At 41.6% G+C, this 15,429-nt stretch carries 15 protein-coding genes; 5 read left to right on the plus strand and 10 right to left on the minus strand.

Annotated elements, in window-relative coordinates:
• Positions 1–13 precede the first annotated feature (13 nt).
• Together EDD57_RS02835 and EDD57_RS02840 are read left to right on the plus strand one after the other, a co-directional pair.
• A complete protein-coding gene (locus tag EDD57_RS02835) occupies positions 14–721 on the plus strand; it encodes an SDR family oxidoreductase (RefSeq protein ID WP_165873645.1) in 708 nt (235 codons plus the stop codon).
• A 10-nt stretch (positions 722–731) separates the two neighbouring features.
• Positions 732–1,283: a hypothetical protein gene (locus tag EDD57_RS02840; RefSeq protein WP_131847972.1), complete on the plus strand. Its 552-nt coding sequence runs from the start codon at positions 732–734 to the stop codon at positions 1,281–1,283.
• 66 nt (positions 1,284–1,349) lie between these two features.
• Here the strand turns inward: EDD57_RS02840 and EDD57_RS02845 are convergent, their stop codons facing one another.
• On the minus strand, positions 1,350–2,504 hold the full coding sequence (locus EDD57_RS02845; RefSeq protein ID WP_131847973.1) for a cation:proton antiporter: 1,155 nt from the start codon (positions 2,502–2,504) through the stop codon (positions 1,350–1,352).
• Between the two features lie 343 nt (positions 2,505–2,847).
• Between EDD57_RS02845 and EDD57_RS02850 the strand changes: the two genes are divergently transcribed.
• From EDD57_RS02850 to ribD, 3 genes are read left to right on the plus strand one after another with little or no spacing between them, the layout of a single operon-like run.
• Entirely contained in the window at positions 2,848–3,432 is a 585-nt protein-coding gene (locus tag EDD57_RS02850; protein WP_165873646.1) for a TetR/AcrR family transcriptional regulator, read from the plus strand.
• A complete protein-coding gene (locus EDD57_RS02855) occupies positions 3,429–4,619 on the plus strand; it encodes an FAD-dependent monooxygenase (RefSeq protein ID WP_131847975.1) in 1,191 nt (396 codons plus the stop codon). Before EDD57_RS02850 ends, EDD57_RS02855 begins: the two co-directional genes overlap by 4 nt.
• Positions 4,616–5,350, plus strand: coding sequence for a bifunctional diaminohydroxyphosphoribosylaminopyrimidine deaminase/5-amino-6-(5-phosphoribosylamino)uracil reductase RibD (gene ribD, locus EDD57_RS02860; RefSeq protein ID WP_131847976.1), 735 nt, complete (start codon positions 4,616–4,618; stop codon positions 5,348–5,350). Before EDD57_RS02855 ends, ribD begins: the two co-directional genes overlap by 4 nt.
• A 304-nt stretch (positions 5,351–5,654) precedes the next feature.
• On the opposite strand, the gene EDD57_RS02865 is transcribed toward ribD, so the two are convergent.
• The 9 genes from EDD57_RS02865 to EDD57_RS02905 form a co-directional block, all read right to left on the minus strand.
• Complete coding sequence (locus EDD57_RS02865; protein WP_165873647.1) at positions 5,655–6,563, minus strand: EamA family transporter; 909 nt, start codon at positions 6,561–6,563, stop codon at positions 5,655–5,657.
• An 88-nt stretch (positions 6,564–6,651) separates the two neighbouring features.
• Complete coding sequence (locus EDD57_RS02870) at positions 6,652–8,541, minus strand: ATP-binding protein (protein WP_131847978.1); 1,890 nt, start codon at positions 8,539–8,541, stop codon at positions 6,652–6,654.
• On the minus strand, positions 8,538–9,260 hold the full coding sequence (locus tag EDD57_RS02875; RefSeq protein ID WP_131847979.1) for a response regulator transcription factor: 723 nt from the start codon (positions 9,258–9,260) through the stop codon (positions 8,538–8,540). The genes EDD57_RS02870 and EDD57_RS02875 overlap by 4 nt, the downstream gene beginning before the upstream one ends.
• 11 nt (positions 9,261–9,271) lie before the next feature.
• The gene (gene ccsB / locus EDD57_RS02880; RefSeq protein ID WP_131847980.1) at positions 9,272–10,474 is read right to left on the minus strand and encodes a c-type cytochrome biogenesis protein CcsB; all 1,203 of its coding nucleotides are present in this window, start codon (positions 10,472–10,474) and stop codon (positions 9,272–9,274) included.
• A 23-nt stretch (positions 10,475–10,497) separates the two neighbouring features.
• The gene (locus EDD57_RS02885; protein WP_131847981.1) at positions 10,498–12,093 is read right to left on the minus strand and encodes a cytochrome c biogenesis protein ResB; all 1,596 of its coding nucleotides are present in this window, start codon (positions 12,091–12,093) and stop codon (positions 10,498–10,500) included.
• A gap of 97 nt (positions 12,094–12,190) precedes the next feature.
• Positions 12,191–12,904 (minus strand): pseudouridine synthase, encoded by a 714-nt coding sequence (locus EDD57_RS02890; protein WP_131847982.1) that lies wholly within the window; start codon positions 12,902–12,904, stop codon positions 12,191–12,193.
• 172 nt (positions 12,905–13,076) lie between these two features.
• Positions 13,077–13,616: a spore maturation protein gene (locus tag EDD57_RS02895; RefSeq protein ID WP_131847983.1), complete on the minus strand. Its 540-nt coding sequence runs from the start codon at positions 13,614–13,616 to the stop codon at positions 13,077–13,079.
• Positions 13,617–13,637: 21 nt separating this feature from the next.
• Positions 13,638–14,240, minus strand: coding sequence for a nucleoside recognition domain-containing protein (locus EDD57_RS02900; RefSeq protein WP_131847984.1), 603 nt, complete (start codon positions 14,238–14,240; stop codon positions 13,638–13,640).
• A complete protein-coding gene (locus EDD57_RS02905; RefSeq protein WP_243649421.1) occupies positions 14,233–15,408 on the minus strand; it encodes a D-alanyl-D-alanine carboxypeptidase family protein in 1,176 nt (391 codons plus the stop codon). Before EDD57_RS02905 ends, EDD57_RS02900 begins: the two co-directional genes overlap by 8 nt.
• Between the last annotated feature and the right edge of the window lie 21 nt (positions 15,409–15,429).

Below are 15,429 nucleotides of genomic sequence, written 5' to 3' on the forward strand. Positions count from 1 at the left end.
GACGACCATCCTTATGGCCAATCATTCGCCCATAAAAGCCGCCCTCGTAACAGGGGCTAGTAAAGGTCTTGGTAAGGAGATCGTTCGACGCTTTGCTTCCGCGGGGATTTATGTCCTCGCAACTGCTCGAAGTGTAGAAAAACTAAATGAGCTCCAAGAGGAGTTCCCAGATCATGTTATTACCTTCCCTGGTGATATTTCAGACAGCAATCATGTGAAAAATTTAGTGGATCAGGTGATTCATTCCTTTGGACGACTTGATTTCGTCATTAACAATGCAGGTCTTGCCCATTTTGCTCCCGTTGAAGACCTAACCGAAAATCAATGGGATGAAATGATGAGTGTCAATCTTAAAGCGGCATTCCTAGCTTGTAAATACGCGATCCCCCATCTAAAGAAGACTCAAGGCCACATCGTCAATATTTCTAGCGTGGCAGGAACAGAAGCATTTGCTCGAGGTGCGGGTTACTGCGCATCCAAATTTGGGATGATGGCATTATCGGATGCCTTAACCCAAGAGTTAAAACCTCATTATGTAAAAGTAAGTACACTCTGTCCGGGCTCTATTCAGACCGAGTTCAGCTCCAACCCGAAGAGTTATTCTCTTCATGCATCTGATGTAGCTGAATCTGTTTATCAAATTATCACTGCACCTGCTAATATGATTATTGGACGCGTCATCATGCGCCCAGTCGTACCCGTAGACTTCCAGAAGAAATGAGGATTTTTAGTTGAAATCTTTTGTAATAGAAACAACTCTTCAAGCTCCTGTGGAGTATGTTTATGATTACCTCTGCGATGCCGAGCGAGAAATCGCAAATAATCAAGGTAAAATCATCGATGCAGCCTATGATACGACGGAAGCTGGAGGACATCTCATCCTCTCCTATCAAGTTGATCTGAGCTTGGCCATCGTTCGAGAAGTCCTTTCCTTTCAAGAAAAGGTAAAAAATCAATCCATCATCTCTCAATTTCAATACGAACGCTACTCGATCAGCGAATCCATTCAGCTACAAGCAGATTCCGAGATCAGTACTCGGGTTCGAATTGAATACAAACCCAAATCCGATACGTTCTACAACTTCACGACATTTGGAATGAATCGGATCGATGCCAAGCGAATGGCAGAACAACTTTGTAACTTAAAAGCCATCTCCATTCGAGATATCGAAGACTTGTATCTTCGCACACATAGTGCCTACTCTCCATTCCCTGTACGCCATCAGGTTAGCAAAGATGAGATAAAAGAACGATTAAAGCGTAAGTCTATTGTGCGAGTGTAGGAAATGATCTTAGAAAATAAAACAGAGCTACCACATCTGATATAAAAAGATGCGGTAGCTCTGTTTTTATATGTCTGTTTCATGATCTGCTTCTAACTTCGCAAATACTTTCTTTAACAAAGGTGGTGTAATGAGAGTAGTCAGGATCACTACAGTAATAATAGCTGTGAAATACTCTTGCTTCAATAAATGTGACTCTAACCCTATCGCCGCGATAATAAGAGCCACTTCTCCTCTTGATACCATCCCTGCACCAATTCCTAGCGCAGAACGACGACGAAAACCGGTTAACCTAGCTCCGAGGCCCGAACCAATTAGCTTTGTTAAGACAGCAATAATCGTAAGCCCCACGATAAGCAAAAGTTGACTCTCCATACCAGCAAACGAAACGGACAAACCGATACTTACAAAGAAGATCGGCACAAAAAAGGCGTATGCAATCGGCTCAATCTTCTGCTCAACCGAATGTCTATATGGAGTTTGAGAAATAGAAACTCCCGCAGCGAATGCACCTATAATAGCAGCAACTCCTAGAGACTCTGCTAAATAAGCAAAAAAGAAACAAAGAACAAGTGCCGTACTCACCACAGACTCTGATACCCGCCAAAAACTGAACTTCTTCATGACCCACGGAACAATCTTCCATCCAAGCAGCCCGATCGTAACAAAAAAGGCCAATTTTTTAAGCAGTACCACCCCTAAGCTAACCTCTCCCGTAGTCAGTAAACTCATCATGACAGCCAAGCCAATTACTACCAAAATATCGTCCAATACGGCTGCACCTAAGATAGTAGCACTCTCTCGGCTTTTTAAATGTCCCAGCTCTTTTAACGTCTGTGCAGAGATACTAACCGAAGTAGCAGATAGCAATAAGCCTAGAAAAAGAGCATGAGACTGACTTAATTCCATCCCTAAGCCAACTAAATATCCTCCCAAAAGAGGAAATATAATCCCCCCCACCGCCACTGCGATTGAAGAATTTCGGTTCTGATGCAACGATCTGATATCCGTCTCCAATCCTGCGATAAACATTAACAGGATCACTCCGATTTCACTAAGCTGACGAATCATATCTGACCCTTGAATCCATCCAAACACCGCCGGGCCAATGATAATACCAATTAGCAACTTTCCAAGAACCGCCGGTTGCCCAAGCCTTATACTAATCTCACCCGCTACTTTCGTCGCAAGCAAAATAATTAAAATCTCTACGAATAACATATAGCACCCCTTTCACGATCTCCTTAGTAGTACCGATGGAAAGCGTCATCGTATCCAATATCATCATCATTTAAAATGGCAATAAACATAGCAGATCATCCCTCTCCTTCCCAACATACAAAAAGAGCCTGTCCATGCAGGGAACTTTCCACCTAAAAATAGGCAGAAAGGCCCCTGCATGACAGGCTCCTCCGAATTCAGTCGTATTGATTTATATTGTTATTATATTGTATCTTCCTTAGACAAGTAAAGATAATTTGTTGACTTGATGTTCGGAAATAGAATAGAATAATGACCATAGTCATATATGACTATGGTCATTATTCTAGGTGGTGATTCATTTATGTTAAGAGAAGCCAAGAAAAAAGCTCTAAAAGAAAAAATTTTCTTGCAATCTATGCGCTTATTTGTTGAAAAGGGATTTGATCATGTAACCATAGAAGAAATTACCCAATCGTGTGGGATTGCCAAAGGAACTTTCTATAATTATTTTCCTCAAAAAGAGTCGATTTTACTTTATTTAGGCTCATCTCAAATGGAATTCATACAACAAAATATTTCAAAGTATGCTCATCTAGAAATAAAAGAAAGGGTCTTCCAGCTTTTTGATGACCTCACTAGTCGTTATCTAGATCATCCAGAGTTGATAAAGGTTTTCCTCTCAGAGATGATCCGATCCTCTGGACTAATGAAAGAAGAACAGAAAACGATTGATCACTTTAGATCTGTGTTAATGAAAATGATTGATGAAGCTAAACAATCTAAGCAAATAGTAGGAAATCCATCCTCTGAGCATGTTACCTCTGTGTTAATGGCTATATATTTTTATTCCTTAGTGAATTGGAGTATCGTTAATTCTGACAAAAAGGAGTTAAAGAGTATGGTTCGCAATCAACTAGAAATGGTTTGGAAGGGGATTCATTCATGAGAAAAAAAGTCATTATAATAGGCGGTGGAATAGCAGGTCTCAGCGCTGCCATTGCTTTGCAGAAGCTTGGATTCGATGTGAATATTTATGAGGAATATCCAGAACGGAAGCCTGCTGGTGCTGGGATAGTCCTCGCATCCAATGCTTTAAAAGGATTAGATCATCTAGGCATTTATCAACAAGTTAAGAATCATGGCAGATCCATTCATGGACTTACACTTTTATCAGAAAAAGGAAAGCACTTATCTAAGCAAACCATTCCATCTCCGTTTGAACAAATATCCATTCACAGAGCAGATTTACATCTCCTATTAAGCTCGGCTGTACAACCGGATACAGTTTATATGGGAAAGAAGTGTATTCACTTTGAACAGGATGAAACTGGGGTAACTGTATTTTTTCAAGATCATAGTAAGGCTACCGGAGATTTTTTACTTGCTACTGATGGCATACACTCTGTTATCCGAAAAAATCTACTACCTTCCACGCAACTTCGTTATGCAGGTTACACTTGCTGGAGAGGTGTTATTACTCAAAGTAATGTCAATTGTATTCCAGAAGATGCTACTGAAACCTGGGGGATCAAAGGGAGATTTGGTATAGTGCCATTACCTAATCAACAAATCTACTGGTACGCCTTAATCAATGCACCTTATCAAAGCGCGCAATACTCTGCATATCAAGCAAAAGATCTATTCGAACATTTTAAAGATTATCATGATCCGATTCCTAGTATTTTGAATGGTAATGCGAACAACAAGATGATTCATAATGATATTATCGATATTCCATCTCTTCAACGATTTGCCTTTCATCGAATACTTTTGATGGGCGATGCTGCACATGCCATAACTCCAAATTTAGGACAAGGAGCATGTCAAGCTATCGAAGATGCTGTTGTCCTTGCCCATTGTTTAAAAAATAATCCATCTGTTCATAAAGCATTTTCTGAGTTTGAGGCCAAGCGATTAAAAAGAACAGAAACAATCTCACGATATTCACGGTTAGTAGGAAAAATGGCCCAAGTGGATAATCCATTTCTTTCTTTATTACGAAATACACTATTAAAACGAATACCTAAATCTGTAAACCGCAAGCAACTTGAATATCTGTATAAAGTTGACTTTAACTCACATTTGGGTAATATAACCAATAACATTGAAAAAACACAGGGGGATAGATCGTGATCGTGAAGCATCTCAAAAAGCTCAAGGAAGAAGCAGATTCCTACTATAAACAAACAGGTCTACCTTTTGTTGTACTAAAGTCAGCGATGACACTAGACGGAAAAATTGCTACCTCGACAGGAGATAGCAAATGGGTAACGGGAGAGACTTCGAGGCATCATGTTCATGAATTACGGCACATCTATGATGGGATTATGATCGGTGTAGAGACGGCTATCAAAGATCGACCACAACTGACAACTCGCTTACCCGATGGAAATGGGAGAAATCCAGTTCGAATCATCGCAGACAGTCAATTACGCTTGCCACTTGATTCACCGCTGGTAGATACAAGTGAGGCCCAAACGTGGGTGCTTTGTACAGATAAAGCAGATATGGAGAAGGAGAAAAGATTAACAGGGTATGGAGTAAACGTGCTTCGTACGGGTAAAGGATCGCGAGTGGAGTTACGTAAAGCAATGAAGAAATTAGGGGAAAATGGGATTCAATCCATCCTACTAGAAGGTGGAGGGCAGTTGAATTGGTCGATGCTGGAGGCTTCTTTGGTCCAGAAAACAATGATCTTTATCGCTCCAAAATTGCTTGGTGGAAAGAATAGTATTTCTCCGATTTCAGGTGAGGGGTTTACACGAATGGGGCTAGCTGTTCATCTAGACAAGCTTTCAATCGAACGTTTTGATGAAGATATTTGCATCAGTGGATATCCAATCTACATAAAAGTTGAAAAGTGATATGACTGTACTAAAAAAGCAGTGAAGGGAAATCAGCCCTCAGCTGCTTTTAGTCTATCTAGTAGGAACACATCCGATTAACCGTTTCTAACACTAATTTCTTAAATTCACTAATATTTACGGTTTCATCCCAAGTAATTTGTAACAGAAACCTTTGAAATAGCGCGATCATGGCACGAGCTGTACCTTCGGGGGATAAGTTTTTCGAAATCTCTCCATTTGTCAAAAAGAAAATATAACCAAATCAAACAAACAAAACCCAGCTCATATAGAACTGGGTCATCTTTGCGTTATGATATCTATGTTATTTCGCTAATTTCATCTTCTTTTCACTACTAGCACGACGGAACTCGGAGTACCCAATTCCGACGAGAATAAGAATGGTCCCCATCCATTGGATCATCGAAACAGATTCATTTAATAAAAGAGCAGATGTTAAGATGACGACGGGTAGTTCGACTGATCCTAAGATCGAAGCCATACCTGACCCGATATGCGGTATCCCAATCGCAAATAAGTAGGAAGGAATGAGAGAACCAAATAATCCTAGTAAAAGTCCCCAAGCCCACAAGCCATCCAGTAAAGAACCATCCACTAAAAAGGTTGGCGGATAGATTCCAAACATAGCAATCAAGGTCCCGGTTATCATCCAAGCACCCCGAAGAGAAGGGTGGACAGTTGGCGCTAGTGTTCCATTGAAATAGATAAATCCTGTATAACCAATGGCAGAAAGAATACCATAGAAAATCCCAATCCCAGAAAGCTTAGACAGCTCCTCTGCTGAAATTCCTGCCGCTAAGCAAGTTCCAAGTAAAATAACGCCAATGGAAATAAGTTCATCCTTCGTTGGCTTACGGCGTGATGTTAGACACTCAAGTAGCATACCCATCCATGTAAATTGGAACATCAAAATAATAGCAAAAGATGCCGGTATTGTTTGTAAGCATAGATAGTAGGCAACTCCTGTAATGGCAGAAAATGCACCACCCAATAAGAGTGATACGAGATCTTTACAACTGATCTGCTTTTTTCTCCACTCTACGCGTCCTCGATACGCTAGATACCACATACCTAGTGTCCCGACGAGCACTTGGCTTCCTGACACTTGTGCAGGGCTATATCCCTTGGCATAAGCCAACTTAACAATGAGACTAATAAAACCATATGAAATTCCGGCAATTAAAACTAGTATGGATGCTTTAATACGACTCAACGTTAACCCTCCCTTATTACAAAACGAGGTAGACCTCTTAACAGGAAAAAATTCCATAAAGAGGTCCACCTTGTTCAGCTTTTTTTATTTAATTATCTTCAACTATTTGTGGAAGCTGAACGCAGAATGTAGTCCCAACGCCCAATTCACTGCGAACGTAAATCTTACCGTTATGAGCATGCACCAAATGTTTGGCAATCGCAAGCCCAAGTCCTGTACCACCTGAAACTGTTTTTCTGGTCCGCGCTTTATCTGCCTTATAAAAGCGCTGAAAAACATATGGCAAGTCTTCGATTGGAATCCCAGTTCCAGTATCTTCGACTTCTAAGTATACATGATGATCGAGCCATTTGGCACGTACTGTTACCCTGCCATTTTCTGGAGTGTGTTGAATCGCATTTCCAATTAGGTTGGTTAGGATTTGTTCCATACGGTCTTCATCCCAATACACAATTGGGACATCTTCTTGTACTTCTCCAATCAATTCAATCTTCTTGTCACCAGCTAGTCCACTAAATTTACGAGTCACACGATCCACAAATGACTTCACAGGTAACTCCGATAATACGAGATCAATATGCCCTGCTTCCATCCTTGCTAGGTCTAATAACTCATTTACCAGTCGACTCATCCGCTGGGATTCATCATTGATAATCTGAGCTAACTCTTGACGCATCTCTGGAGAGTCCGCGATATCATCGAGCAATGCTTCACTATATCCCTGCAACATCGAGAGTGGTGTACGTAATTCGTGCGATACATTGGCTACAAAATCTTTGCGCAGTTTCTCTAAGTGGCGCTCTTCTGTCACATCACGCATCACCGCAACCGCTCCACGTACTTGTTCACGTGCATATAACGGCGCCATGATCAGTTGCCAAGTTCGACCTTGCTCCTCAATATCCCCCACTTGTTCCGCTTCATCTTCCAATACATATCGGAACACTTCCAGTAAGGTCGGAGGTAAGCTATTATTCTGCTTGAAATCTTGTGGGTCACGATAAAGATTTAAAAAACGCTCAGCTGGCGGATTAGACAAGATAATCTTTCCATGCGCATTAATACTGATTACCCCATCCGACATACTACGAAGAATGCTAGTCAACTGCTCTTTTTCGTGAGAAAGAAGATTGATCGACTCTTCCAGTTGGCCTGCCATTTGGTTAAAAGTCATTGCTAATTCAGCAATCTCATCCCGTTCATGAGCCCGGACCATAACCCTCGTCGAGAACTTCCCGCGCGCCATCTTCTCGGCAGCTCTTTGCATCTGAATAAGAGGCTGTGTAATCCGCGTGGATAGGAAGAAAGCAAATACGGTTGTAAGTGCAATCCCAATCAGAGCAGAATAAAAAATCCATTTCTTGATATCTTGTTCACTAAAAGCACCTTGCTTTTGAAACAGGACAATTGCCCCTTTGATCTTCGCACCTGTTAAGTAAGGAATCGCATAGACCAGAACTTGTCCATCTTCAAATCCCTTCTCTACTAACTCAGCCTTTGGAAGCTGTAGCTTTCCAGTCCGTCTCGCCGTTGATTCCTCAGATGTTAACTCTTGTTGCAATTGTTCCAGCTTCAATACACTTTTAATGCCATCCAAATATCTCTGCGTTTGAGCCGATTGATCAAATAGTGGTTTTCCTTGAAAATCGGTGATGACCACATGCGTATGAAAATGACCCGCAATCTCTGTCACCGTATCAACATATTGTTTTTCAATATTACGATTCAATTCAGCCTCATTAATGCCTAGTTTTTGTTGATTTTTGATGGAAGAAGAGATTCGCGAGTTGGCATGATTTTTAACACCTGTCAAACCGTTCTGAATCTCTTCTCCCACTTCTTTTAAGCTCTTGAGTTGATCCTGCTCATAAAATTGCTCTACTTGTTCACTTAAAAACAAGCTTAGTAAAATCAGGACAAGAGATACCAAGACAATAATGGTAAGCCAAAGCTTCCCTACTACACTACGCAGAATCACTCTTTGGGCACCTCTAGTTTATATCCAACTCCCCAAACCGTCGTAATCATACTAGCCGCACGAGAGGAGGCACGATTTAATTTCTCACGAAGACGTTTTACGTGTGTATCTACCGTTCGTAAATCACCAAAGAATTCATAATTCCAAACATCCCGCAACAAGGTTTCGCGTGTAAAAACTTTATCGGGAGATTTCGCAAGATAATGCAAGAGCTCATACTCTTTTGGTGTTAAGGAGATACTCTTGCCCCCTGCTTTTACCTCATGCGCATCATGATCAATGGTCAGCTCAGGGAAAACAATGACGTTGTGAGTATTGGTTTTGGTTGTAAGGTACGCAGTCGCCGAAGCACGTCGCACTACCGCCTTCACACGATGTACCAATTCACGTGGACTAAAAGGCTTCACCACATAGTCATCGGTTCCTGCTTCAAATCCATCTACCCGATTCGTCTCTTCTCCCCTCGCTGTTAGCATGATGATCGGAGTAGCTTTCTTTTTACGAATTTCAGCACATACTTCCAATCCATCCATACCTGGCAACATGAGATCCAAAAGGATTAAGTCGTAATCCTTTTGAAACGCTTTTTCTAAGGCTTTCTCGCCATCTTCTGCTTCATCGATGATATATCCTTCTCTTTCCAAGTACATCCGGAGCAGACGGCGAATACGATCCTCGTCGTCTACCACTAATATGGTTTGTTGATTTTGATTGTCCATACTTTCACCTCTTATGTGTAGGAGTGCAGACCTGAAATAACGAGATTAATTACAATCAAGTTAATTAAGATGATAGCAAAGCCAACTACTGCTAACCATGCCGACTTTTCACCGTGCCATCCTCTAGACAAACGAAGATGGAGATAAGCACTATAAAACATCCATGTAATAAATGCCCACGTCTCTTTCGGATCCCAACCCCACGGTCTACCCCAGGCTTGGTTAGCCCAGATCATCGCAAAAATCAAAGCGCCGAGTGTAAAGATAGGATACCCAATGACGATGGAGCGGTACACGATTTCATCCATCAGTTCTAAGTTTAACTTTTGCACCAGTGGATGGAGTAGCTTTCCTAAGCGCTTCCGGGCAATCGCAAAGTAAATTCCATAGATGATTAACCCCGAACCAATCGACCAGAGAACCGAATTCAACTTGCTTGCCGCTTTTTCTCCTTGAAAAATTTTGGGTGATTCAAAGAGCGGTTTGGACATTCCTGCAAATGAATCCATTTTTACCGCCTTACTTTCATAAGGTGATACGATCGCCGGCAGTTTATACTCCTGCACGACTTCTGCTCCCTTGTAAGCATGTTTGAAAGTTGCTTGATATCCTGTCATTTGGAAAATCGTAGACACAATCGAAAAACTCCCAAACATGATTAAGACCAAGAAAATCAATTCTAATGAGATCGCTGACTTGCTTTTATCTCGATTCCCCACTTTATGGATGAGATAAACCAATCCAGCAACAAAAGAAACACCGAACAACCCCTGACCAATCGCCGCCGTGGTCACATGGATATACAACCAGCTACTTTGCAAAGCTGGGATGAGAGGCTGTACATCACGTGGAAATACAGTGGCATATGAAAGCAAGATCACCGCGATCGGCATAACAAAAGCACCGAGTACAAAAGAGCGATAGATAAAAAACACAATAATAAAACCTAACACGACAGCAAAACATAGGAATGCGATAAACTCAAACATGTTACTTGTCGGGAAATGCCCGCTGATCATGATTCGTATGATGATAAAAGCAACATGTAAGGTAACTCCTATGATTGCGAGGATGAGACCTGTTTGACCCCATTTTTTCACCCGTTCTGCATTGCCCTTCTTTTTAGCACCGGACACACCCACTAAAAAGGCAACTGCTGAGAACAAATATAGAAAGAACGTGGCAAACAGTAAGTACTCCATGACCGTCTTCATGATTACACTACACCTCTCTTTCACTACTCTTTTTCATTTTCCACTAGTCCAAATACCTGACCAATTGGCTTACCCACCATTTCCAATTCACGACGTAGGGCAAACCAGTTCTTATTTGTGTGTGCTCCTATATATAGGACCCCATCTTCGACACGCGCCCATACCCGGCGATGTTGCCAATAGGATCCCATGGTGACGCCAATCATAAAGATGATGCCGCCCACCAAATATACCCATAAACTTTTCTCTGCACGAACCATTAACCCAGTCTGATTGGCGAGATCAAAGCCTGCTAAATCAATACCGTATTGATTTCCTTCAGGATCTGGAAGGCGCTCTCCTGAGATCACCCAGGATTTCTCTTCCTTACCGTCTGGCTTTTGAATCGTAAAGATGAAAGCTGGTTTATTTGGTTCTCGTGATTTCGTGATCGGGCGTTGGTTTTCAATCGCAAAATCAGGATAGTACTCTTCCATTTTCACTTTCAGATCTCCAACCTGATAAACCTGATGTAGCGAAATATCATGAAAGACTACCGTAAACTGTCCCTTACTTTGTTTGGTATTTTTATCCTTGATACCAAGCTTAATACCACGAAGTTGCTGAGGTTGAAAATCGCTCTGCAATAAATTTAACCCTTCATATGTAAGGGGATCATTTACTTGGATCTCGTGTCTGGTAACTTCCTTCATTTCGTTGCTTCCAAACACTTTTTTAAGCAAAATCGCATCTGTTTGATATTTCTTGATCACCTGACCTCCACCGCTTCTCATGGCTGGAGGTAACTCTTCCGGACGATAATACTCAGCAACTGTTTTCTCATTTTTAACATAGTACTCCGTTTGAGGTACACGTTTGATTTCACCTTCAACCAAGTTAACAAATGAATCGATATTCCAACCCGGTATAAATCTCAGGAGAATCCCAAATAAGAATATAATGAGTCCAATATGATTAATATAAGGGCCCCAACGACTAAAACGTCCTTTTTCCGCGAGAATTGCCTTCCCATCACGCTGAATGTGGTAATGGTGCTTGCTTAGTTGTTGCTCTAATTCCGCTAACTTCGCTTCTTCTTCATCCGTTGCCACTTCTACCGCCACGTGAATCCGTTGACGTTTCATGAACTCAATATTTTTAATCACTTTTTGTCCCTTTAATGCCTTATATAAAGGAACAACGCGATCCAAACTACAAATGACTAACGAAATCCCAATCATGGCGATTAAGCTAGCAAACCACCACTGTGAATACATCTTTGAAAGTCCTAATTGATAAAATGTCGATCCCCACCAACCGTACTCCTGTTGGTAAAACAACTCCTTAGAAGCCGCTCCCACAAACTCCTCTTGTGGGAAGATCGTTCCAACAGCAGAAAGGACTAAGGTAATCACAATCAGGCTAATGGCTACTTTCACAGATGAGAAGAAGGCCCAGACACGGTCAAATAGCGACATTACCGATTGCTGAGAACGTCTTGCTGCTCCCTCATACCTCATCTCATTTTCAATAGAGGATTTCTCTATCACTTCCTGCTGAAGTGGCTTTCCGCAGTACTCACAAAGAATCGTACCGACGGGGTTATTATGACCACATTCGCATTTGGTGTTTTCGACCATTCTCCTCCCCCGTTCCTTGCACTTATCAATCCAACTTCATTATATCGTTACATCCTTCACAAACTTTGATTACAAATTTGAAGATTATTTGAACATACTAGCGTAACATACGATTTAATTTCTCAATCTCTGCTTTGGTCAATTCACGTTTATCCCCAGGATTTAAGCCTTGTAAGTGGAGAAAAGCATACTTGGTCCGAATTAAGTGAAGAACTGGATAGCCAATTACTTCACACATACGACGAATTTGGCGATTTCGACCTTCGTGAATTTGAATCCGAAGCTTACTCTTCTCAGGATTCGCTTGCATCATACGCACTTGAGCAGGTGCAGTCATCCCATCATCCAAACGAACTCCCCCGCGAAGACGTTCTAACTCTTCATCTGTCGGCTTTCCTTTGACCGTCGCAACGTATAATTTGTTCACTTCATAACGAGGATGAGCTAAGCGGTTGGCAAGCTCTCCATCGTTTGTCATGAGTAACAATCCCTCTGTCTCGTAGTCTAAACGACCTACAGGATAAATCCGTTCCGGAACATCATCAAAGTAATCCACAACCGTTTTACGGCCTTCTGGATCACTCATACTCGTGATTACCAGCTTTGGTTTATAAAATACAAACGTGCGCTTCTTCTCTTGTTTGATATGCTTTCCATTTACTTCGATCCAATCGTGGCCTGGATCGACCTTGGTTCCTAATGTCTGTACAACTTGTCCATTTACTTTTACCTTACCTTGTAGGATCAACTCTTCACTTTGTCTACGTGAAGCAATCCCCGCTTGGGCAAGTACTTTTTGTAAACGCTCCATCATTACACCTCTCTGTCATCTTAACCGTTTCGACCGGAGCTTACACTCATATTGATGATAGCAGAACTTGGGTGGCGAATCTAATTTTATTCTAAAAAGCAAAATAAGTGCCATTTCCCCTGTTGGGTAATAGCACTCATTTTAAGGTTTATTGTGAAAGAAAGATTACCTATTACATGCCTCCAAACATAATCGTACAAATCACCAGTGAAGCGATAAATCCAATCAAGTCAGCTAGAAGTCCAACTTTAAGGGCATATAAGGATTTCTTAACGCCAACTGCACCGAAGTAGACTGTGATCACGTATAAAGTTGTGTCTGTACTCGCTTGTATTGTAGAAGCAAGCTTCCCCATAAAAGAATCAGGGCCAAATGTGTGAAAGATGCTTTCTACAAATGCGAGCGAGCCGGTTCCTGAGATAGGTCTTAGAATCCCGATAGGCAGGATATCAGGGGGAATATGCAGCCAGTTAGCAAGTGGGACTAAAGCTTGAAGGTAGAAATCGAGTGCCCCTGTATCTCGAAATACAGCTACAGCAAACATCATGCCTACTAAGTGCGGGATAATCTGGATTGCTGTGGGAAATCCTTCTTTTGCTCCCTCCACAAAACTTTCATATACAGGAACTTTCCGAAACAATGCATAGAGAGGGATAAGAACGATCATGGCAGGTAACATATAGTTCGATATAGCTGAGATTATTTCATACAATGAATCCCTCTCCTTTGCATTTTACTTCTTATATGGATTGATTCCTCTAAAATGGCGATTCCGATAATAACGGTCTAATAAAACAGCGCCACCCGTAGCGACAATCGTGGCCAAAAGGGTAGGGCCAATAATGTCCGTCGGATTAGCAGAGTCATATTTCATACGAATCCCAATCATCGTAGCGGGGATCAGCGTTAAGCCGGATGTGTTTAATGCTAATAAGGTACACATCGCAGGCGTCGCTTTATGGGGCTCTGGGTTTAGCTTCTGTAACTCTTCCATCGCCTTAATCCCCATAGGAGTAGCGGCATTTCCCAATCCAAATAAATTGGCACTCATATTAGATAAAATATAACCCATCGCTGGATGATTTTCGGGCACACTTGGAAACAACAATTTGGCAACCGGCCTTAACACTTTTGTTAGCTTCTTAAGAAGACCTGAATCTTCCGCAATCTTCATCATCCCTAACCAAAAAACAAGGATGCTAATAAGTCCAATACATACCGCAACAGCATCTTTCGCACCTGTTAGCGCGGCAGTCGTAACCAGATCGATCTTTCCTTGAAGGATAGCGGCGATAATTCCACTTACGATCATAAACACCCAGATATAATTAATCACCCTGCCCCATCCTTCCACACATAAATGCCAATACTTCCTTCCAACTATTTAAGACACTTGGATCTTGTGTGAACTTACTATAGAGGGGGACTGTTCCCACTAACTCTTGTCCAAAGTAGACTTTCCCTGTTCCAACTAATACTCCGTTCTTCTCCACTTTCTCTAAGGGGTAGCTTACCGTGGGCTCAATCTTTACTTGGCTTGTCTCTGTGTTTTGTAATGGATAGGATAAAGGTTTTCCAGACACGAGAATCAAACGCTTCTTCTCTTTATTTACAATCTCGGTAGAGGTTATTTTCTGATCTTTCGCCACTACGTCCTTAAGCTGAAAGTTTTGGAATCCATAATCAAACAAATTCATATGGTCTTTCCAGTCATCTCCGTCATTTAAGGTGACTGCAATCAGCTGTTGTCCATCTTTTGTCGCGGAGGTAACAAGGGTACGCTTAGCCTGTTTCGTATACCCTGTCTTAACACCATCTGCAAATGGATACAATTTTAAAAGTTTATTTTTATTTAACAACGTACGTTTCCACTCTTCGCCTGGCCACTCCACAGTCTTTAGCTCGGTTTTAACAATTTGCTGAAAAGTGGGATTTCGAAGTGCATACTGGGTTAACAAAGCTAAGTCCTTAGCAGATGAATAATGTTTCTCTTCATCTAATCCATGTGGATTTGTAAAATGCGTATGTTCCAATCCCAATTCTTGTGCTTTCTCATTCATTAAAAAAACAAAGCCTTCCAGTGAACCTCCCACATGCTGTGCAATTGCAGTAGCAGCATCATTTCCTGAGCGTAACATCAGTCCATATACAAGCGCCTCTAGAGGTACTTTCTCGCCCGCTTTTAAATAAATGGATGATCCTTCTACACCCACCGCACTGGGCTGAATCGTAACAAGATCTTGAAGGTCTCCTTTTTCAATCGCAAGAAGGGCTGTCATAATCTTCGTCAGACTGGCAATTTTCATCTCATCATTTTCTTTTTTTGCGTATAAGACTCGTCCCGAAGTTTGATCTAATAAAATCGATGCAGCAGCACTATCTCCAATTTTAGCGGAGACTTGCTGTGCTTGATTTTGATTTTCTTGGCTATAAATTCGTGAGGGAAACAGGGTACAAACCAAACAAATGATGCAAATCCCGATGATAACCCGCCACTTTTTCACTGCATCCACCTCGTCCACCAT

The sequence above is a fragment of the Baia soyae genome (assembly GCF_004341445.1).
GTDB classification, from domain to species: Bacteria; Bacillota; Bacilli; order Thermoactinomycetales; family Thermoactinomycetaceae; genus Baia; species Baia soyae.

Excerpts from the sequence above, each read along its gene's own strand:
- EDD57_RS02855 (WP_131847975.1), top strand. The coding sequence starts at position 3,429 with ATGAGAAAAAAAGTCATTATAATAGGCGGTGGAATAGCAGGTCTCAGC.
- EDD57_RS02850 (WP_165873646.1), top strand. The coding sequence starts at position 2,848 with ATGTTAAGAGAAGCCAAGAAAAAAGCTCTAAAAGAAAAAATTTTCTTG.
- ccsB (WP_131847980.1), bottom strand. The coding sequence starts at position 10,474 with ATGAAGACGGTCATGGAGTACTTACTGTTTGCCACGTTCTTTCTATAT.
- EDD57_RS02835 (WP_165873645.1), top strand. The coding sequence starts at position 14 with ATGGCCAATCATTCGCCCATAAAAGCCGCCCTCGTAACAGGGGCTAGT.
- EDD57_RS02885 (WP_131847981.1), bottom strand. The coding sequence starts at position 12,093 with ATGGTCGAAAACACCAAATGCGAATGTGGTCATAATAACCCCGTCGGT.
- EDD57_RS02845 (WP_131847973.1), bottom strand. The coding sequence starts at position 2,504 with ATGTTATTCGTAGAGATTTTAATTATTTTGCTTGCGACGAAAGTAGCG.
- EDD57_RS02875 (WP_131847979.1), bottom strand. The coding sequence starts at position 9,260 with ATGGACAATCAAAATCAACAAACCATATTAGTGGTAGACGACGAGGAT.
- EDD57_RS02890 (WP_131847982.1), bottom strand. The coding sequence starts at position 12,904 with ATGGAGCGTTTACAAAAAGTACTTGCCCAAGCGGGGATTGCTTCACGT.